The sequence below is a fragment of the Streptomyces mabaensis genome, from assembly GCF_053763515.1.
Map to the genome: position 1 here is coordinate 1 of NZ_JBSOPZ010000053.1, position 19,556 is coordinate 19,556.

General features: G+C 70.6%; 20 protein-coding genes. 18 read left to right on the forward strand and 2 right to left on the reverse strand.

The window, feature by feature from the left end; all coding sequences use genetic code 11:
- The first annotated feature begins 915 nt into the window (after positions 1–915).
- The 13 genes from ACWV17_RS31340 to ACWV17_RS31400 all read left to right on the forward strand — a co-directional run bounded on the left by ACWV17_RS31340 (position 916) and on the right by ACWV17_RS31400 (position 11,912).
- Positions 916–1,287, forward strand: coding sequence for a hypothetical protein (locus ACWV17_RS31340; protein WP_455362328.1), 372 nt, complete (start codon positions 916–918; stop codon positions 1,285–1,287).
- Between the two features lie 68 nt (positions 1,288–1,355).
- Entirely contained in the window at positions 1,356–1,910 is a 555-nt protein-coding gene (locus tag ACWV17_RS31345; protein WP_455362329.1) for a hypothetical protein, read from the forward strand.
- A gap of 117 nt (positions 1,911–2,027) precedes the next feature.
- Complete coding sequence (locus ACWV17_RS31350; protein ID WP_455362330.1) at positions 2,028–3,200, forward strand: DUF932 domain-containing protein; 1,173 nt, start codon at positions 2,028–2,030, stop codon at positions 3,198–3,200.
- A gap of 237 nt (positions 3,201–3,437) precedes the next feature.
- Positions 3,438–3,923, forward strand: coding sequence for a hypothetical protein (locus ACWV17_RS31355; protein ID WP_455362331.1), 486 nt, complete (start codon positions 3,438–3,440; stop codon positions 3,921–3,923).
- Complete coding sequence (locus tag ACWV17_RS31360; protein WP_455362332.1) at positions 3,916–4,122, forward strand: hypothetical protein; 207 nt, start codon at positions 3,916–3,918, stop codon at positions 4,120–4,122. The genes ACWV17_RS31355 and ACWV17_RS31360 overlap by 8 nt, the downstream gene beginning before the upstream one ends.
- Positions 4,123–4,293: 171 nt before the next feature.
- Complete coding sequence (locus tag ACWV17_RS31365; RefSeq protein WP_455362333.1) at positions 4,294–4,767, forward strand: hypothetical protein; 474 nt, start codon at positions 4,294–4,296, stop codon at positions 4,765–4,767.
- Between the two features lie 703 nt (positions 4,768–5,470).
- Positions 5,471–5,794, forward strand: coding sequence for a hypothetical protein (locus tag ACWV17_RS31370; protein WP_455362334.1), 324 nt, complete (start codon positions 5,471–5,473; stop codon positions 5,792–5,794).
- 909 nt (positions 5,795–6,703) lie between these two features.
- A complete protein-coding gene (locus tag ACWV17_RS31375; RefSeq protein ID WP_455362335.1) occupies positions 6,704–7,102 on the forward strand; it encodes a hypothetical protein in 399 nt (132 codons plus the stop codon).
- A 664-nt stretch (positions 7,103–7,766) separates the two neighbouring features.
- A complete protein-coding gene (locus tag ACWV17_RS31380; protein ID WP_455362336.1) occupies positions 7,767–8,261 on the forward strand; it encodes a hypothetical protein in 495 nt (164 codons plus the stop codon).
- A gap of 329 nt (positions 8,262–8,590) precedes the next feature.
- On the forward strand, positions 8,591–10,093 hold the full coding sequence (locus ACWV17_RS31385; protein WP_455362337.1) for a ParB/RepB/Spo0J family partition protein: 1,503 nt from the start codon (positions 8,591–8,593) through the stop codon (positions 10,091–10,093).
- A 218-nt stretch (positions 10,094–10,311) separates the two neighbouring features.
- Positions 10,312–10,557 (forward strand): hypothetical protein, encoded by a 246-nt coding sequence (locus ACWV17_RS31390; RefSeq protein WP_455362338.1) that lies wholly within the window; start codon positions 10,312–10,314, stop codon positions 10,555–10,557.
- Positions 10,558–10,806: 249 nt separating this feature from the next.
- Entirely contained in the window at positions 10,807–11,580 is a 774-nt protein-coding gene (locus tag ACWV17_RS31395) for a hypothetical protein (protein WP_455362339.1), read from the forward strand.
- Positions 11,581–11,636: 56 nt separating this feature from the next.
- Positions 11,637–11,912, forward strand: a complete 276-nt coding sequence (locus ACWV17_RS31400; protein WP_455362340.1) for a single-stranded DNA-binding protein — start codon at positions 11,637–11,639, stop codon at positions 11,910–11,912.
- Between the two features lie 353 nt (positions 11,913–12,265).
- On the opposite strand, the gene ACWV17_RS31405 is transcribed toward ACWV17_RS31400, so the two are convergent.
- Positions 12,266–12,496, reverse strand: coding sequence for a DUF397 domain-containing protein (locus ACWV17_RS31405; RefSeq protein ID WP_455362341.1), 231 nt, complete (start codon positions 12,494–12,496; stop codon positions 12,266–12,268).
- The gene (locus ACWV17_RS31410) at positions 12,493–13,359 is read right to left on the reverse strand and encodes a helix-turn-helix domain-containing protein (protein WP_455362342.1); all 867 of its coding nucleotides are present in this window, start codon (positions 13,357–13,359) and stop codon (positions 12,493–12,495) included. Before ACWV17_RS31410 ends, ACWV17_RS31405 begins: the two co-directional genes overlap by 4 nt.
- 236 nt (positions 13,360–13,595) lie before the next feature.
- Between ACWV17_RS31410 and ACWV17_RS31415 the strand changes: the two genes are divergently transcribed.
- The 5 genes from ACWV17_RS31415 (at position 13,596) to ACWV17_RS31435 (ending at position 19,550) form a co-directional block, all read left to right on the forward strand.
- Positions 13,596–14,090, forward strand: a complete 495-nt coding sequence (locus ACWV17_RS31415; protein WP_455362343.1) for an ATP-binding protein — start codon at positions 13,596–13,598, stop codon at positions 14,088–14,090.
- 173 nt (positions 14,091–14,263) lie between these two features.
- The gene (locus ACWV17_RS31420) at positions 14,264–14,611 is read left to right on the forward strand and encodes a hypothetical protein (protein ID WP_455362344.1); all 348 of its coding nucleotides are present in this window, start codon (positions 14,264–14,266) and stop codon (positions 14,609–14,611) included.
- Between the two features lie 182 nt (positions 14,612–14,793).
- Positions 14,794–14,955: an FxLD family lanthipeptide gene (fxlA, locus tag ACWV17_RS31425; protein ID WP_455362345.1), complete on the forward strand. Its 162-nt coding sequence runs from the start codon at positions 14,794–14,796 to the stop codon at positions 14,953–14,955.
- Positions 14,956–15,192: 237 nt separating this feature from the next.
- Entirely contained in the window at positions 15,193–18,288 is a 3,096-nt protein-coding gene (locus ACWV17_RS31430; protein WP_455362346.1) for a lantibiotic dehydratase, read from the forward strand.
- Positions 18,285–19,550: a lanthionine synthetase C family protein gene (locus ACWV17_RS31435; protein ID WP_455362347.1), complete on the forward strand. Its 1,266-nt coding sequence runs from the start codon at positions 18,285–18,287 to the stop codon at positions 19,548–19,550. Before ACWV17_RS31430 ends, ACWV17_RS31435 begins: the two co-directional genes overlap by 4 nt.
- The last annotated feature ends 6 nt before the right edge of the window (positions 19,551–19,556 follow it).

Consider the following 19,556-nt stretch of genomic DNA (forward strand, 5'->3'; position numbering starts at 1 on the left):
CCGCTTCGCTCTGCCTCCGGCAGCCGAATACTCGCGACGCTCGTTTCGCGCGTCCCCGCGCGAATTGCCCACCTCCGGCGGGAAGTTATGGAATGGCCTCCGGCCATTCCATAACGTGCGTGCCTCCGGCACGAAATACGGCTGGTTTGGTTTTGTGTGTGGGTGGTTGGGGTTTTAGTTGAGGGTTCGTCATGTGGGTTCCTGGGGTGGGTATTAGGGGGATCTCCGATCCCCTGAAGAGGGAGGGGAATTGATCGGTATTCCGTGGGGAAAGTAGACCACGGAATACCGGGGAGGGGAAAGGGCCCCTCCGGGGCCCAACCCCTTTTCGGGGTGCGGGAGGTTGGGCGAGTCCTCCCTCCGGAGGGTGTGCCTGCCTCCGGCAAGACCGACCCCACCAGAGAGGGAGGGACAGAAGCAAAGGGAAGGGGCAGGAGGAGCAGCCGGGGGCGAGGCAGGGCGTACGGGAGACGGAAAAGGGTGGAGAGGACAGGCGAGCAGCTCCACCCCCACCCCCACACGGGGCGACACAGCCCACCAGGGACACCCAGCCAGCGCGGCGGCCCACGGCCGACGCGCAACCAACCCACAGACCGCGCCCGATCCCCGAGGCCGCCGCCCGACCACACCCGCCCCCCATTCCTTACTCATCCTTCTACCGGTGCGGGACAGTGGCAGCAGAGGGGATGTCAACAGGCCGACCACGCGCCCGCAGGCCGTTGACCTGGGGTGGCGCGGAGGCCGGCCGCCACGGCGCGCAACGTCCAGCGCAACACCTGACGCAACATCAGGGCGCAGCATCCACCGCAACATGGGGTGCAACAGGTCTTCCCCCCACAGCTAGCATCCACTATTATTTGAAGTCCTAGGGGAGGCGACCCCCGGGAACCGCAAAGAACCAACGAAGGGGAAGACGTGGAGATCCAGATCTCTGGCGGAATCGTCCGCCGAGTGCACGGCGGTAAGGACGCGCCCATGACCGGCCTGGCAATTCAGGCCCGCACGGTTGCAAACTTCCTGCCCCTGCTGTGCCAGCGGGCGGGCGCGAGCATCGTGCACAACTCCGACTCGAATTACACCGGAATTCGCTTCGACACCAGGGTCGGTCCGGTGATTCTGGAAATGCCGACGGGTGACCGTCCCTACCGGCTCGTTCACGAACTCCCAGAGCCGGACGAGAACGGGCGCACCGAAGTGGAAATGCGGCGATTCCCGCAGATCTACAAGCCGCGCGGAATCGCGCACATCACGGCCGAGTTCCTCCGGTCGCGCGGATTCCTGAAGTAATCCGCCCGGGGGTGCCCCAGCCGGGGGCACCCCCTTCCACCCGGCATCACCGAGAAGAGAGGGAAACCGTGGAGAGCACGCGGATTGAGGGACAGGCCGAGGAGGCCAGGGCCCCGCTCACGGACGCAGAGCGGGAACAGGCCGCTTACGCACTGCGGGAGTTGGCGAGCAGCGAGAGCGACCCGGACGCGCTGAGGGTGCCGCACGAGCAGTTGGAGATGATCCGGCCGTTCTTCGAGTTGGGTTGGGCGATGGGTGTGCGCACCGGTCACACCGGCCCGGCCATGACTGACGTACCGGTGGACCGCACCACGGTCGGGCGCGCGTTCGTCCTGCTGATGTCCGAGCGCGTGGCGGATCAACTCGTGATCGCGGTTGCGCGGAGTCTCGACCCGCAGCACGCCGGACCGGTGCTGTGGCAGAAGGTCGACTACCACGGCAGCGTGACGCGGCGTCACGGGACCTACTGGGTGAACGCGATCCACGCCCACGCCGACCCGTTCGGCGAGGCCCCCGAACTGCGCTACGACCTGTGCGAGATGCACGGCGTCACGCCGGTGCCGACGGTCACGAACGTGCGCCGGACGAGCCTGACGCCTTTGCCCGCGTACCGCACGGGCTAAGTGTGCTGGTCAGGGGTGGGTTTACTCACTCCTGAAACAAACTATTATTGAAGTTGTTCGGGGGGCGGTGGCCCCGTCCCCCGAACCGCAAAAGCCAACAGCGAAGGGGAACACCGCATGACTCAGCAGTTCGCCGAGCGCGCCACGAACGTGGCCCCCACCGGTGCCCGAAACGCCGAACTCCCCGACCTTGTCCGCATCCTGGAGGACCAGAACCGCCGCAAGCTGGTCGCCCCCGCGTCCGCACTGCGGTTCCGTGAGGGAAACGTGCACGTCGAGGGCGTCGAGTCCCTGATCACCGAGGACGGTGTCACGGAGGTCGACGGCATCTACCGGCCCACCGCCGTGGCCGACGAGGGGATCTCAGACAAGCTCCGCATCCCGCTCGCCTACCTGCGCCGGATGCGCGCCGAGAACGCCCCGCTCCTGGACGAGAACGTCAACGCGTGGCTGCGCCAGGAGCCCGAGCGCCGTTTCATGCTCCGCGCGTTCCGGGGCGAGAACGGCCCCGGCATGGCGCCCGCCGAGGGCGTGGCCCGCGCGCTGCTGTCCGACAGCTACAAGCTGATGGACAACTTCGACATGCTGCTCGCCGCCCTGGACGGGGTGACGCAGTCCGGCCACCCGACGCGCGTGATCGGCTGCGACCTGACGGACCGACGCATGTACGTGCGGGTGGAGTCCGAAGCGGTCGCCATCCAGGCCCCCGCGCTGCTGCGCGGCTACCGCTCCCCGTTCGACGGCCGCAGCGGTGACGAACTGCCGGTGATCTCCGCCGGTTTCGTCATCACCAACAGCGAGGTCGGTTCCGGGGCGTACACCATCACCCCGCGCGCGGTCATCCAGGTCTGCCGCAACGGCCTGACGGAGGCCAAGGACGTCATGCGCGCCGTCCACCTCGGAGGCAAGCAGGATGAGGGCGTTGTGTCCTGGTCGGGGCAGACGCAGCGCAAGACGCTGGAGCTGATCACCTCCAAGACCGCCGACGCCGTGCGCACCTTCCTGTCACGGGAGTACGTCGAGGCGAAGGTGCGCGAGGTGGAGGACGCCGCCGGTAAGACGCTGGCCGAGCCCACGAAGACGATCGAGCACGTCACCAAGTCACTCAGCATCGGTACCGAGGCCAAGGACATGATCCTTGCCCACTTCGTCCGGGGCGGTCAGATGACGGCCGGGGGCGTGATGCAGGCCGTCACGTCGACCGCGCAGACCCTCACCGACGCCGACCAGGCCGCCGCCCTGGAAGCGCTCGCACTGCCCGCGCTCACGGCAGCCGCCGCACACGGCTGACAGACCCCCGTGCGGGCCGGGAACTTCCCCGAGCCCGGCCCGCACGGGCCCCAACCTCCCAGAGCGCGGAGCGCGCCCCACCCGCTCAGGGAGCGCGGAGCGCGCCCGCCCCGCCCCTGCCGCGTAGCGGCAGCGCAACGCGTCTGCGGAGCAGACCGCGCGCTCAGAAGACCCCTCCCGTGCCACATGGCACGGTGCGCCGGCCCTGGTGCTCACCGCCCCGTCCAAGGAGCCCCCATGCCCGCAAGCCCGGAGCTCAGACGCCCCGACGACGCCGCCATAGCGGCCGCCATGAGCCGCACCCTGACCGCGCTTGCCGCCCTCATCCAGGCACTCGGCGACGGCGAACACACGATCAACCTCGTTGCCGAACGGACCGACGACGCGTTCGTCCGGAGCCAGGCGGACCTCTCCGTAGGCACCGCCCCGCTACGCCTGGCAGTGCTGGACGAAGACGACTTCTGCGCGCTGCGTGCACTGCTGGTGTTCGCGCTGGAAGGCAGCACCGTCCGGCACGCCGTCCTGGTCGCCACCACCGCCGCGCCTAACCCCCGTGCGTGCGGCTGGACGGTACGGAACGGGTGGCTGCACCCCATGGACACGGCCGAGCTCCAGCAGACCGTCATCCCGTGCCCCGACTTCTCCGCTGTACTGCGCGAGGTCTACAACGCCCCGGTCCTGCCCCAGATCCCCGACACCGACGAGGAGAGCCCCCGTGCCTGACACGCCGACCGTCACCCGGAACGGCTACTGCACCAACACCACGCCGGTCACCGGAACGACCCGCATGGTCAACGCCAGCGACACGGGACCGAAGTTCCGCCACCTTCACGGCCGCCGCTACGCCCAATGCCCGTGCGGCCGCGAGGTATCCCTGACCGACCGGGGCAACCTCCGCCGCCACAAGCCGCCGCAGGAGTAGCCCACAGACACCGTCCGCCACCCCTATCCCCCCGGGGGCCAGACGGCCAACCCGGCCAGCGCGCCACTGGCCGAAGACCTGCCGCCCCGACGCCCGCACCCTCCCCTTCGGCGAGCGCGGGGCGGCAGGCCCCACAGCTCACCGAGTCGACCCCCGAGGAGCCGCAGCCCCATGACCAGCCCGAGCCTGACCATCGAAACGCCCGCCGGAACCGTGCGCGCCACCGCCGGCCCCCGCCAGGCTGACGCCGTCGTATTCGAGCTGAGCGGGGCGATGCGCGGCAGCGTGCACCTCACAGGCACCCACCACCCCCACCACTGGGACCAGTTCACCGCCGTTCGCGCCTGTCTCGGCCCCGTAAACCCCTTCCAGGCCACCGCCCCCGACGACGCCCTGCCGCGGCTCGCCCGCAGCCGCGCCGGCTACCGGGGGAGCCTGACCCTCTACCGCGACTACACCGACCGCCCCCAGGTGACGGTGTATCCGATGGAGTCCGCCGCCGGACACGACTGCTGCGAGTGGGTTGCCGAGTACCCCGGCAACCGCCCCGGCAGCGGCGGCGGAATCCCCGGCTTCACCAGCCGCATGTGGGCCTCGCGCTTCCTGTACCGCTACCGCAAGCCCCAGCCGTCCGGCCGACCCTGACCGGCCGCCGACCCGCCTCACAGAAGGGATGGCGCATTGGCCACGTTCGGCAACATCCCCCCCGAGCGCTGCACCCAGCTGGGCCGCACCCTCACGGCCGCCGGCCTATCCTGGGAGGACAACGGCCGCAGGACAGCCCCGAGCTGCTGACGTACACCGCCACCGACACCCACAGCCGCCGATGGTCCATCAGTCCGGCCACCAGCAACCAGATCACGCCGTCGAAGCCGTCGTGCCAGTGGCAGGCCAGCTGCGCCGACCCGTTCCACAACGGCCCGCGGCCGTGGCGCCCCAAGGACTTCGACGACCATTGCGAGACGTGCGGCGCACCTCCAGGCCAGCTGTGCAAGCCGCCGTGCGACACCGGCTACACCGCCGAGGACTTCCGCCACGACGCCGAGCGCCGCGACCAGGCCGCAGCAGCGCCCCCGCACCGCCCAGCGCCGGGCTCTCCCCTCAGCCGCCCGAAGGAGTGAAGACGGCGCCATGTCACAGGAGTTGACCACCCAAGATCAGTTCGACGCCTGCGCCGACGAGGTGGCGCGGGAGCTGGGCACGCACTGCCGGACGGCCCCGCTGGCCGAGTACGCGCGCGGTCTGGGGCGGCTCATCGTCGACGGCGCGCGCCCTGCGCCTGTGCCAGCCCAACGACCAACAGCCCGGACGACTGAAGATCTGCGCGGCAATCCCGGACGAGACCCAGGTGCATGCCCCGTCGATCGGGGTCACCGCCATGAGCGCCCGCCATGTGGCACGCGAGATCACCAGGCGGCTCTACCCGCTGCATGCCCAGGCCGTAGAGGAGGCCGCCGAACTCACCGCCCGGCAGGAGGCGGAGGCCAGCGGTCGCCGCGCCGTCGCCGAGGCCGTGGCCGGCGCACTCCCCGGCGCCCGGGTTGAGGAGCAGCACCGGCGCACCCGGATCGTCTGGCAGCACGCCTCCCGGCCGCCCGGGCAGCGCGGCCCCGTCCAGGTCGACAGCGCGTCCGCAGTCGGCGGCCCATCCGGGGAGTGGGTGCAGGTCTAAGCATCCGGCCGCCCCGGCTCCGTGGTCCCCGTGCTGGCCGCATTCGCTCGGATTCGCTCGGACGCTGCGGGAGTGAAAGGAGCAGGTCAGGGGTGGGTTCCTCATATCCATAGATCCACTATTATAGATGTTGCGAGCCGGTAGCCCACCCCGGCACCAAGGGGGGCGGGCCACGCGTCATCGTCACCCGCCGACGGCCCGGTGGACCACCGCATCATGACGCCGCCGCCGACTACACCGTCACCGTCACCCGCTGACCACCCGTCCGCTCTGACCTGCTGGCCGCCCCGGCCGGGGCGGCCAGCGGCGGAAGGAGACCCGGTGTTCCTGGTCGTACCCGATCCCGCTCACGGACTCGTCGCAGCCCCCAGTCCTCCCGTGACCTCACGCCCGGCACCGAAGAGACCCTCACCGCCCAGGGGTTCACCTGGAACAGCGAGATCGAGGCGTACACGCGCCAGACCGACAGCAGCCCCGCAGCCGTGGAGCTCACCGCCGGCGCGCTGCGCGAACTGGGCCACTACGTCTTGTCCTCCTACAGGCCACTGCCTATCGGCTGACCACCGCCCCTCCCGGGCCGGGCAGTTGCCCCCAGTCCTGCCGTCCCCTTGCGTAGATGGAGTTCCGTCATGCCTCGACGACGCCCCCAGCCGCCCGTCCGGTACGCCGTCACCGAGAACGAGGGAGCGCACCAGGTCGTGGACCAGCTCCACGGGTACGCGCTCAGCGGCCACGCCACCCACCCGGCCGCCGAGGCCGTAGCCCGCGAATTGGCCTCCAACCCGGCCGCCGCCGTCACAGCCGTCCAGGCGTGGACGCCGCTCAGACGGCCCCGCGGCCGCCGAGCGCCGGATCTTGCGCCGATACGGGTACGCCTGGAGCCTGCGCCAGGACGAGATGCTTTCCCTCTTGCGGGAGTTCAGCCACAGCCGCCTGGAGGCTCTGGTCTCAGACGGCCATCTGGCCATGGTGTTCAGTGCGGCCGGTCAGCCGTTCTACTGCACACCCGAGCGCTTTGATCAGTTGTCGCCGCGCTGGGTGCGCGACGGAGAGGTGTCCTTCCCGGCCGCCGACCTAGCCCGCCTCGAACGCCCCCGCCCTGCCCTTGAGGCCCTGCCTGAGCGAAAGCGCCGTGAGCTGTGCGAGCTGCACGGGATCGCGCTGTGGCGGTGCCTGCTGTGCGGGCCGCGCGAGCGGTTCGAATGCCAGTGGGGTGAATGCACCGCCAAACGCGTGACGGCCTACTGCGAGCGGTGTGTGCGGATCGACCCCCGGAGCACCTTCCCACTCCCGCCCGACCGCGACTAGCGGCAAAACAGCAGGTCAGAGGTGGGTTCACGCCTACAGATAGCACACTATTATTGATGTTGTTGGCGCTGCGGGAGCCCTAACAGCGAGCAGCCCGGCGCCAGCCATCACACGAGGAAGGACGCCGTCGATGAAGCCCCTCGAACTGGCCGCACTCCTGGCCGCGCCGACCGAGCCCCCGGTGCCCGACGCGGTCCGACGCCTCCCGCTCAAGGCCCTGGACGCGCTGATCATCGAAGCTCTCGGGGCCACCGTGGCGGCAGGTCGTGGTCGACAGGGTCAGGGCATTCGCGGCCGAGCAGCCCGGCGACGGCCCCCCGGTGCTGGCCGCGTACTTCACGACGCCGGAGCGTAGGACCGCAGACGGCATGCACATCGGATGGAGCCCGTTCGTCGCGGCGCTCGCGAGCACCGAGGACGTCCCAGACCTCAGGCACACCAGCACCACGGCGATCGCCGTGCCGGTAGGAGAGGCGGCGCTGGCAGAAGAGGTCTTCGCCGACCCGGAGTTGGCCGGAGCGCTCAACCGGCTCGCGGTACTGGCCCCGCCCGGGCACGAGGACATCCTGCGGATCCACCTGCCCACCCGCCAGGTCACCCGCGTGACGCCCCGACGGTCACCCCGTGCGGGCGCCGCAGCGCCCGCACAAAGGAGGCGTACGAAATGCCGGTGCCGATCCTCTGCCACATCTGCCACCGGGGCCGCTACCAGGCCCAGGGGCCGGATTCCTACGCCTGCCGGTCCTGCGGCAGCCAGGCCACCGAGTCGACGTTCCCCGTACAGAGCGACGAACGGCTCATCGTGCTCGCGGGCATACTCCAGGTCCTCACCGTTCCGGACGGCCACCAGAAGATCACCCCCACCCGGCGCTGCCACGCCCCGCACCTGGGCGCCAGCCTGATCCTCGCCCTGCGACTCAACCGGACTCACCCGGTATTCCGGGACGCCGAGGGCATCAGGACCGCCGAAAGCCTGCTGGCTGTCCTGGACGCCGACGAGCAGGGCCCCTGGGTGCTGTCTCCTGAACAACTGGGAATCCTCACCCGGGCCATGGACGTCCGGAACGCACTGCTGCCTTCGGCATCCCGGCAGCACCCCGACTTCGACGCCGAGATCCGGGCCGCCCACACCCGCAGCCGGCGCCCACGCGCCACCTGAGCACGCCCATCTGTCCGGCCACCGTCCCCACCCCAGGCTGCAACGCCCGCCACCTGCGCCCGACACCGCCCAAGTCCCGAACAGGCGCCGGACGCAGAGCGGTTGACCATGGGACCACGCTCCGAGTACTCAACGTTTCCGCAGGTCAGCGACCCAGGGCGGCTTCGCCGCCCGCCGTGGGGCGGGCAAATCGAAGGCGGTGGGGCCTTGGTGACCTTGGGACCGATCTATACGCGCGCCAGAGGCCGCTATTTCACACTATTATTTGATATATAGGGGAGTTCCCCGCCGCCCCAATTCGCCGATGAGGCAAGGAGAAGGAGAGCCACATGGCCACCGCCGTCTCGACCCCGACCAACAAGCCCGACGAACACGAGGAGGCCGTGCCGCAGATCGTCCAGCTCGACCCGGCGCTGCTGGTGCGCGATGAGCACAACGCCCGCGAGCACGACACCGAGCCGGACGAGAAGCTCATCGCCTCCGTTAAGGAACTCGGCGTCGAGGAGACCATCAGCGTCCGGCCCCGGCCCGACGGCGCCTACGGCGTCTTCAAGGGCTGGCGGCGCGCCCAGGCGGCGCAGATCGCCAACGCCACCGCCGAGCAGGACGGCCGCCCCGTGCGCCCGGTCAAGGCGTTCGTGCGTGAGGACCTGGTCGGCCGTGACGGCTGGACGCGGTTCCTGTCTCTGGTCGAGAACGACCACCGCGAGGACATGAGCGAGCGAGACACCCTGCGGGCGCAGGAACTCGCCCTGATCGACATGAGCGACGTCGACCGGCGCACGGCCACCAAAGCCCTCGGTGTGAGCCGCCACGCAGCCAAGCAGGCCAACACGGCGCAGAAGCTCAACGACGCCACCCTGCGCCGCACGACAGCCGCAGGCATGGACCTGGAGCAGACCGCCCAGCTCGCCGAGGTCGAAAACGTGCGCGACGCGGAGAACCGGCTCATGCGGGCGCTCCAGCGCGACCATGACGAGGGCAACGGCGGGCGCGGACACTGGGATCAGGAAATGGCCCTGCTGCGCTCCGAGCAGGCAGACGCCGACGTCCGCGCCAAGGCCGAAGCAGAGCTCAAGGAGGTGAACATCCCGCTGCTGGGCCGGGTGCCGTCCTATGAGAAGGACCCGTCCCATCCCTTGACGGAGCTGAACACCGGTCTTGGCAACCCGCTCACCGAGGACAACCACCGCAACTGCCCTGGCCACTGCGCCCGGCTGGACGAGGAGCACCGGCCCGTGTGGCACTGCGCCGACCCGGCCGCGTACGGCCACAAGGTCCGGCCGCAGCCGAAGGAGCCCAAGACCGAAGAGGACGAGCAGAAGGCCGAGGAGCGGGCCCGGATCGTGGCGTGCAACCGGGCCTGGAAGGCGGCCGCCGGGCCGAGGCAGGAGTTCGTCAAGCGGCTGGTGCGCGGCAAAACCCTGCCCGACGAGGCCCGGCTCTTCGCTCAGCGGATCATGCTGGATCTGCCCCGCCTCTACGGCAAGTGGGCAGACAAGCAGCGCACGCAGACCGTGGCGCTGCTGCTCGGAGCCAAGAACCCCGAGAACGACTCCGCCTCCGAGACTGCCGCCAGCTTCCCCAAGAACCGCCTTGCCAACGTGCTGTTCGCCCAGGTCGCCGCCGCGTTCGAGGACGCCGTCCGCAAGCCCAAGCAGTTCAACGCGGCCCGGGAGAAGCACGTCTACCTGTGGGAGTCCCCCGACCGGCTCCAGGCCGCCTACCTGCTGCTTCTGGAATGCCTCGGCAAGGCCGACGACGGCAGCTACCAGCTGTCGGAGGTCGAGCAGCAGGCCGTCGCCAGCCACCGGCCCGACGCCGAATCCTGACCGCCACCGCTCCCCTACCTCCAAGCCCCGGCCGGGCACGCACGGTGCCCGGCCGGTTCCCCATCCCTTGTCACAGAGAGGCGAACAGGCATGCCCATCACCATCGACGAAGTCCGAGGCTTCATCCGGCAGTTGCCCGACGCGGCAGCCGTCGCGCAGGTCCAGGAGGCCGCCGCGAAGCGGCTCGGCGAGCTCGACAAGCCGGATACGAGGGCATCGTGCCCGGCCGCCGGGCGCGCATCAACGACTCGCTGCGACTGGCCTTCCTGCGCCGCCTCACCGGCACCGTGCAGGAGCGCAACCGCACCGGCAGCCGCGCGGGCTTCCTGCTGGACGTGGAGTCGACCCGCCTGCTGCGCAACAACCCGCGCAACAACCGCTACCGCATCCCCGAGGACACCCAGCGCTTCCGACTGCCCGGCAGCGGCATCCAGGTCTCCTGCCTGGACCTAATCGAGGACTGACCCGAGCCTGCGTCGCGCCGCCCGGCGCGACGCAGGCATGAAGCTCCTCGCCTCCATCCCATCGGCTGACCGGACCCGCGCGGGGCGCCCTCGGGCATCAGCCTCGACGTGCGCGTCCCGCGCAAGCGCGTCCTGCGCACCGCAGCGCTCACGCCCAAACAGGAACGCCTGATGGGTCTGGTGCGCGAACTCCTGGACGGGAATCCGTGACCCCACCTCCCCGTCATCCCTCGGTTGAAGGAGCCTTCCGTGATCACACCCGAACCCGCCACGCCCGAGGGCGAAGCCATCATCGACCTGAACGAGCAGATGAGCGAGCTCAAGGAGCGCACCGACTACTGGCCCGGCACAGACACCGTCGACATCCTCGGCAAGTGGCTCGCGCGCTTCAACTTCACCCACCCGATGGCGCTCACGGTTGCAAGCAGCGCCTGGGTGCTGCGCCGCCAGGACCGCCAAGAGGACGCGGTGACGATCTGGACCGACGAGGACTCCGCGCTGGCCTGTCTGGCGCAGCACGTCCGCAGCAGCTGGGACAACGTACGAGGAGACGACGGCATCCCGGACCGCCCTCCCCTCGACGACCGTACGGCCGTCAACCTCTACTACGGGCCGAAGACAGAACGCGGCGACGAGGACTACTCGCTGTACGCCGACGACATCGGCAGGTATGCGCGGACGACGCCTGCCCCGCACGACTTCCGCTTCCCGTGCGAGGAGGTCTGCGCCGAAGTCAACAGCGCGGACGTCTTCCACCCGCAGGTCGGCCCCGATGGCGAAGGCCTGCCCTGCGTCGAGGTCGCCGGCGTTCTGGTCTTCGCCTACCTGGACGCCAGCATGCAGGCCGTGCGGGTGTCGGTGCATCTCGACACCACCGACGAGCGGCTGATCCGTTCCGACGCGACGGTGCCGCTGCACGTGGAGGTCGGGAACTCCACGGTGTTCAGCGCGGGCACCACGCCGGTGCAGGTGGCGGCCGAGGCGTGGCGGAGGCGACTGCGGCGGCTGGTCAGCCGGGTGTAGTGGCCGAGGGGGATTGAGCCGAAACACACTACTATTTGAAGTAAGAGGTGTCGCACATGGCCCCGTCCATCACGCACGTGTCCGGCACCGTCACCAGCGACGTCGAATGCCGCTTCACCGAATCCGGCGTCGCCGTCTGCCGGTTCCGCCTGACCGAGGTGCCCAGCCAGTGGGACGCCGCCACACCGAAGTGTCGGGACGGGACCCCGATCTCCTACGTGTGCACCGCCTGGCGAGACCTCGCCCGCAACGCCACCGAATCCCTCGTCAGCGGGGTCAACTCCTGGTCAGGGGGCGCATTCCCGAGTTCAAGGACAACTCCATCTACCTGAGCGTCGACGACCTCGGCCTCAGCCTGCGCCAGCGCATCGCCTACACCGAAACCAGCCTGCCCAGCCGCCGTCGCTCCGGTCGCCCCGCCTTCGAGCCCGGGATCCCGATGCCCGTTTCGGACGCCGAGCTGGTCGGGGGTCGCGGGATCACCAGTTGCCGTCCTCGTTTGACCGAGGCCCAGGGCGATGGCGACCGCTTCAGCAGCGGGGGCGGTGGAACGCAGTCGGCCAAGAACGCCGATGCCCCCACCGAGTCACGATTGCGGGCGGGGGCAGAGGGAATGGCTGAGGTCTGAGGCCGTCCCGGGCGTCTACCGTTCGTCCGGGTCGGCCACTCTCCTCCCTCCCGGTTGTCAGGACTGGGTGAACTCGCCGTCAGCGGCGCCCTTGACGAAGGCGTCGAACTCGTCGGGGTAGAACAGCAGGGCGGGCCTGCTGACGTCCTTCGAATCGCGCATGGCGATCACTCCGCCGACGACTGCGATCTCCACGCAGGCTCCGTTCCCGGAGCTGTAGCTGCTCTTGCGCCAGTCGGCGCCGGTCAGGTCGACCTCGGGTACGGGCCGCCTGTGCTGATCGTTCATGCTTGCTGCATCTCCCTTGCAAGGTTTTCCAGAATGGACGGGGTCTCCTGCGGGTCCAGGGCCGCGGCCCTGGTCATGTCGAAGGTCTGGGTGAACCTCCGTACGTCACGCTCCTTCTCCAGATACACATTCCCAGCGATGGAGTCGACGTAGACCACGCTGGAGGTAGCCGGTTCGAAGTCGAGCAACGCGAACGTTCCGGCCATGGCCATGTGGGCGCCCTTGGCCGTCGGCATGATCTGCAAGGTGACGTTCGGCATCGCGGCAGTCTGGATGAGCTGCTTGACCTGCGCGGCCATCACCTCCTTGCCGCCGACCGGGCACCGCAGGGCCGACTCCTCGAGCACCACCCACAGTTCCAGCGGGTCGGGCTTGCGGGTCAGCAGCTGCTGGCGCTCCATGCGGAACCGCACCAGCCGCTCAACCTCCTCCGGCTCCCCGGGCCGGACGGCCTCGATGACGGCGCGGGCGACGTCCTCGGTCTGCAGCAGGCCGTGCACGAAGATCGGCTCGTAGGCACGCAGAATGCGGGCGTCGGACTCCAGTCCGACGTAGGTGGCCATGCCCGACGGCAGGATCTCCTCGTAGTGGGCCCACCAGCCCTGCTTCTGCGCGTCCCTGTGGATCTGCATCACGGTCTCCACCTGGGCGGGATCGGTGACCTCGTACCACTGGAGCAGGTCGCGTACGTCCCGTGCCTTGATCGGGGCCTGCCCGGTCTCCACCCGGCTGACCTTGGACATCGAGCATTCCAGGTGGGCCGCGACGTCCTCGATCCGCTTGCCGGCCGCTTCGCGGAGCCGCCGCAGCTCGGCACCGAGCTGGCGCTTGCGTACGGTCGGGCCGCTGGCTGCTGCCGCCATGAACACCCTCCTCACACCGGATACTGGCGTGTTGCTGTACGCAAGTGTGCCGTAAACCCAAGTCGCACGCCTTCGTTCGGTCGTTCGGTTCCAAGCAATGCATATGCCAAAGTTTCTGACGCACTTGCGTGGAAGAAGTTCCTGACGCCATTCTGAGGATACTTCACGGTCCGTAGCGCCAAGGTCGCTGATCGTTTCGGCGGGTGCGCGGATGCCGTCCGACGGAGGGAGACTCAGTGCACGCAGAGCCCGGCCCGGTGCAGGAACGGAGCGCACCCGAGCAGGCCTTTCCGATATCCGCGCTGGTGAGCGGACGGCGGCTGTCGTTCCTGGTCACCGGCTGCGAGGAGGCGGTCCCCGCTGCCCGCGGCGAGGTCGCGGCCCAGCTGGACATGTGGGGCCTGCCGCGCGACTGCGAGACGGCACAGATCGCCGTGCTCGCGGTGAGTGAACTGGTCACCAACTACGTGCAGCACGCGGCCGGTTCCTCGCCGACGGCGGGTGTCGCCCTCAGTCTGGAGGCCGGGCACCTGGTGCTGGCCGTGCACGACCGCGCTCCCTCTCTGCCCCGCCCGGCGGCGGCGGTCGACGGCGACCAGCTCGGCGGCCGGGGCCTGTTCCTGGTCAAGGCCATGGCCGACGCGGCGGGTGGGGCGACCCGTATCCCCGTCGATGCCGACGGTGCCGGGAAGGCCGTGGAGGTGCGGCTGCCTCTCTCCGGCATCCCCTGACAGACCCAGCGGGAGCGGGGTGCCCATCCCCCTCCGCTCCCGCTGAGCCGCATGGCGCCCGCTACCTCCCCGTGACCGCGCCACGTGCGGCAGCGGCGGCCCTGCCCCCGCTCAGGTGACCTCGGGGCGGGGCCACCCACCCCCTCGAACCGGCACAGGGAAAGGACAAGGACGTGCCCGAACAGCCCCCGTATCCGCTGCCGTTCCGCGTCGAGCACGACGCGGCGGCCGGGCAGCTGGTGGTGTGGAAGACCTTCGGGAACCCGCCGCACCAGACCATGCGGCGCAAGGAGATCCCCACGCTGGAGGCGCTGGCCGCTGAGGTGGCCATTCACCGGCACGAAGCCTTCCTCCAGTACAGCCTCGCCCAGACACTCACCTCGGCCGCCGTCCAGCACCTGGGCGCCGACCCGCAGCGACTGGAGGCGGCCGTCAAGGCCCTGTCCAACCCGGCCAGCACGACCCCGGTCAGCCAGATCCGGCGCCGCGGCCCCATGCCGCCGCAGCAGCGGCCGGGCTGACCCCACAGCCGGTCTGCCCGGCCCGGGTGCTCCCCCGCGGCCGGGTACGGGCAGACCCCCAGACTCCCGGGGTGCGGCGGACGACGTCGCATGCCGGGGATGACCCGAAAGCCGCCAGAAGGCGGGCCGGGCCATCGGCACCACCGCAATGAGCAACATCCCTACCCGTAGGAGGACTTGCCATGAACACCCACACCCTCGCGCAGACACCGGCGGCCGGCCCGGCCGCCGAGCCGGTCGAGCTCGACCTGAGCGTCAGCATCGTCACCGCGGGCCCCGTCTCGGCGGCCCTGCTCAGCAGCACCGACGACGGCTGCGACACGGTCCGCGGCAGCGACTGCTGACCTGAGCACCAGAGGGGTGGGGGGGGGGGGGGGGGGGGGGGGGAAAAGGAAACACAACACACCGCCCAACCGAAACAAAACAAACAAAAAAAAAGAAACAAACAAAAAAAAAACAACAACACACAGGCAGCGACGGCGGACCTGAACACCAGAGGGGTGTCTGCGGCGGAGAGCTCTCCGCCGCAGACACCCCGTCCTGCGTCGTACGTACGAGATCGGCCGCCCGGGAGGCACGAAGTGACCACGAGCAACCCCACGCCGTACTACCGGCCGCTGACGGCGGCGGCGCTACGGGCGAGCGTGCACGGTGCCGAGGTGAGCCTGCCGGCCTGGCCCGACGATGACGCCGACGCCGAGCGGTGGCGGACGTGGCTCGCACAGGTGTGGGCGATGCGGCCGCTGTCCGAGGCCATCGCCCTGGCTAGCCCGGTGCTGGCCGACCAGATCGAGACGATGCTCTCCGGGCGGCGGACCGATGCCGCACCGGCCCGCCGCATGGCGAGGTCCCTGGCCCGGTACCTGGTGAGGATGCGCGGCCGGGCCACTCCGTTCGGCGCCCTCGCCGGAGCTGCCACGGTGTCCTTCGGCCCGCACACCTCTCTTCGGTGGAGCGAGGACCACCAGGTCCGCACTCGGGCGGATGCGGTGTGGCTCGCCGACATCACCGCCCGCCTCGAAGCCTGTCCGGCCCTGCTGCGGCGGCTTCCGGTCGTCGTCAACGACCTCGCCGTCGAGCGCGGTGACCGGCTGGTCGTGCTCTGGCAACCTCACCAGACCGCCGCCTCCGACGGCCCGCAGGACGCGGTGGAGGTCTCGCTGCGGCTGATCCCCGTGGTGCGGACGGTCCGGCGTGCGGCCCGCTCGCCACTGCGGGCCGAGGAACTGGTCGACAAGATCGCGGCCGACCATCCCGGCCCCGCCCGGGAGGCACTGGAGGCACTGGTGGGCCAGCTGGTGGCGGCCGGTGTACTGATCACCAGCCTGCGGGCCCCCTCGACAGCCGTCGATGCTCTCGCCCACCTCCTGGAACAGCTCCGCGCGGCGGACGCCGATAACCTCCCCGAACTCAAGCCCTTGGCCGGCGGTCTGGGCGCCGTCCAGGCGCGGTTGAAGGCGCCCGGCGGGGTGGGCACGTGGGCTGGTGAGCGAGACCGGCGCGGACTCATCGCGCGGATGCGGGGACTGTCGAGCGCTGTCGACCAGCCCCTGGCAGTGGACCTGCGGCTCGGCGGCACTCTGGTGCTGCCCCGCGTAGTAGCCGACGAGGCCGCTGCGGCGGCCGAAGCGCTCATCCGGCTCAGTCCGATTCCGACCATGAGCGAGTCGTGGCGCGAGTACCACCGCACCTTCCTTTCCCGGTACGGGCCCGGCACCTTGGTCCCCGTGGCCGAACTGGCCGACCCGGTGACCGGGCTCGGCTTCCCCCGCCACTTCACCAGGCCCACGCCCGATACCCGGGCGGTGACGGCCCGGGATGAGTCCCTGCTCGCGCTGGCCCAACAGGCCGCTCTCGACGGCTCGGACGAGATCGTCCTGGACGCCGCCGCCCTCGGCCGGATCGCCCCCGAAACGGCGAAGGCGAAGCGGCCGGTGTCGCCCGTGGATCTGTGGGCCGACCTCCGCGCCAAGGCCCCCGAGGCGATCACCGAGGGCAGCTTCACCCTGGGCGTGTGCGGGTTCGGCCGCCTCGCGGCCAACACCGGCCGCTTCCTTCCCCTGCTGGACGAGCCCGACCGGCAGCAGATGACCGCCCTGTACGCCGGGCAGCAGACAGGCGTCGAAGGGGCGCTCGCCGCCCAACTGTCCTTCCCGCCACGGCATCTACGCTCCGAGAACGTCCTGCGCGTCCCGCCCGTGCTGCCGCAGGTGATCTCCCTGGCCGAGCACCGCGACGCCGCCGACGAGCAGCACCTCTCGGTGGCGGATCTCGCTGTGGCCGCCGACTCGACGCGGCTATACGTCATCTCGCGCTCCAGGAGACGGGTGGTGGAGGCGATGCTGCTGCATGCCGGGGCCCGGCACACCATGCCGCCCCTGGCCCGGCTGCTGTTCGAGATCCCCCGCTCGATCCACCCGGCGGTCACCTCCTTCGACTGGGGCACAGCTGGCTGCCTGCCGTACCTGCCGCGGGTGCGCTACGGCCGCAGTGTCCTCGCCCCGGCCCAGTGGCGTCTCGACCCGGCCGACCTCCCCGGCCCCGAGGCCCCGATGGCCGCCTGGTACGCGGCCCTGGAGGCGATGCGCGATCAGCGGCATCTTCCCGTCGGCCTCGCGGTGGGCGGCGGCGACCGCCGCCTGCGGCTGGATCTGGGCGAGGCCCTGGACCGCTCGGTGCTGCGAGCCCACCTGGACGCGGCCGACGGCCCGGTCACCGTGGCCGAGGCGCCCACCACCGCAGATCACCGCTGGTGCGACGGGCGGGCCCACGAGGTCGTCATCCCGCTGGCCGCGACCGCGCCGCCCGCCCCCGCGCCGGTGTTCCTGACCGGCTCGGCGCCGCTGCCGGTCACCGACCGCGAGCACAGGGCGAAGGTGGTGTTCGTGAAGCTGTACGCACAGCCGGAGGCGTTCGACACGCTCCTCACCGCGCACCTACCGACGCTGCTGCAGCGGTGGACCACATCCCCACGCTGGTGGTTCGCACGCTATCGCCGCCCCGCCCCGCACCTGCGGCTCCGCCTCCACGATGCGGACCACGAACACGCCGCCGGACAGGTGGCAGCCTGGGCCGCCGAGCTGCGACAACGCGGCCTGCTCGGGGAGATCACCTTCGACGCCTACCGGCCGGAGACCGGGCGCTACGGGACTGGGGCGGCCATGGCCGCGGCGGAGGAGTTGTTCGCCGCCGACTCGACGGCCGTCCTCGCCCAGCTCGCCTTCCTGTCCGCCAACCGGGATCTCCACCCGCAGGCGCTGACCGCCGCGAGCCTGGCCGACCTGGCGGGTGCCATGACCGGCAGCCGGTCAACGGGGTTGCACTGGCTGACCGAACACCCCGAGTACGCGGCCGGTGCCGGCACACAGGACCGCAACGTACGACAGCAGACGTTTCACCTCGCCGAAGGCGAGAGGATCAACGTCCTGCCGGGCGGGGCGGCACTCACCGACGCCTGGGCCGCCCGCACGAAAGCGGCAGCCTCCTACACCGCCCGCCTCACTCCCGAGACCACCCGCCTCACCCCGGAGACGGCGCTCGGCTCACTGCTGCACCTGCACCACGTCCGCGCCCTCGGCATCGACAGCGAAACCGAAGCGGTCACGTACAAGCTGGCACGGGCCGTCGCCCTGGCCCACACCCGCCGCACCAACAAGAAGGAGGGAAGGGGCCGGTGACCGTACTGAAGGATGCCGGGCTGCGGGAGGCCGCCGCGGCCCTGGCCGATGAACTCGCCGCCGCCCTGACCGTGCCGCCGCCGGTGGACTACGGCGACGACTACCGGCCCGACAGCCCGCGCTGGCGCGACCAGTCCCTATCCAAGGGCGCCGCCGGAGTCGCGGTCCTGCACGGTCTGCGCGCCCAATGCGGTCTCGGCGGCGAGGAGGCGATGCACGCGTGGCTGGCCCGCGCCACCCGCGACGATCTCAGCGCCGGTCCCGGGGCCGGCTTGTGGTTCGGCGCCCCCGCCGTCGCCTTCGCCATCTCCATCGCCGCCCCCGGCCGCTACCCCGGGGCCATGGCCAACCTGGACGCGGCCATCACCGACCTCACCGAGACCCGCCTCAAGACCGCGCTGGAGCGAATGGACGCCGAACGGCGCCCGGCACTGTACGAGTTCGACCTCGTCCGCGGCCTCACCGGGCTGGGCGCCTACCTGCTGCATCGCGACCCCGGCGGCGACCTCGTCCGCCGCGTCCTGTCCTACCTGGTCCGGCTCACCCATCCGGTCCGGGCTGGTGACGCGGCCGGTCTGAGCGCGCCGGGCTGGTGGACCGCCGAGATCCCCTCCAAGGAGGACGATCCCGCCTTCGCCGCCGGGCAAGCCGACTTCGGGGCCGCACACGGCATCGCCGGGCCTGTGTCCTTGATGTCGATCTCGATGCGCGACGGCGTGATGGTGGACGGGCACCGCGAGGCCATCGAGACCATCTGCCGCTGGCTCGACTCCTGGCGGCAGCGGGCCCCAGCGGGCCCATGGTGGCCCGAGCGGATCACTCTCGCCGAACTCCGCGATGGCCGGCCGCACCGGGACGGACCGGCGCGGCCCTCCTGGTGCTACGGCACCCCCGGGCTGGCCCGAGCCCAGCAACTCGCCGCCCTCGCCACCGGCGACACCGCCCGCCAGCACGCGGCCGAGGACACCCTGCTCCGCTGCCTGGACGACCCCGTTCAGCTCGCCTGGATCACCGATCCCGCTCTGTGTCACGGCTGGGCGGGAGCCCTGGCCACCGCCTGGCATGTCGCCGCCGACGCGGCCACCCCCGCCCTCGCCCACCGGCTTCCGGGGCTGCTGGGCTCCCTGCTCGACCAAGCCCGCGAGATCCCGCCCGAAGCTCTGCCCGGCCTGGTCGAGGGAAGTGCCGGGATCGCCATGACCCTGCACACCATCGCCACCGGCCGGGCTGGTGGCTGGCAGACCTGCCTCCTTCTCGACTGAACGGAA

What these genes read in the sequence shown, in the direction of transcription:
- ACWV17_RS31350 (WP_455362330.1), top strand. Translation starts at nt 2,028, where the DNA reads ATGACTCAGCAGTTCGCCGAGCGCGCCACGAACGTGGCCCCCACCGGT.
- ACWV17_RS31355 (WP_455362331.1), top strand. Translation starts at nt 3,438, where the DNA reads ATGCCCGCAAGCCCGGAGCTCAGACGCCCCGACGACGCCGCCATAGCG.
- ACWV17_RS31365 (WP_455362333.1), top strand. Translation starts at nt 4,294, where the DNA reads ATGACCAGCCCGAGCCTGACCATCGAAACGCCCGCCGGAACCGTGCGC.
- ACWV17_RS31380 (WP_455362336.1), top strand. Translation starts at nt 7,767, where the DNA reads ATGCCGGTGCCGATCCTCTGCCACATCTGCCACCGGGGCCGCTACCAG.
- ACWV17_RS31385 (WP_455362337.1), top strand. Translation starts at nt 8,591, where the DNA reads ATGGCCACCGCCGTCTCGACCCCGACCAACAAGCCCGACGAACACGAG.
- ACWV17_RS31400 (WP_455362340.1), top strand. Translation starts at nt 11,637, where the DNA reads ATGGCCCCGTCCATCACGCACGTGTCCGGCACCGTCACCAGCGACGTC.
- ACWV17_RS31405 (WP_455362341.1), bottom strand. Translation starts at nt 12,496, where the DNA reads ATGAACGATCAGCACAGGCGGCCCGTACCCGAGGTCGACCTGACCGGC.
- ACWV17_RS31410 (WP_455362342.1), bottom strand. Translation starts at nt 13,359, where the DNA reads ATGGCGGCAGCAGCCAGCGGCCCGACCGTACGCAAGCGCCAGCTCGGT.
- fxlA (WP_455362345.1), top strand. Translation starts at nt 14,794, where the DNA reads ATGAACACCCACACCCTCGCGCAGACACCGGCGGCCGGCCCGGCCGCC.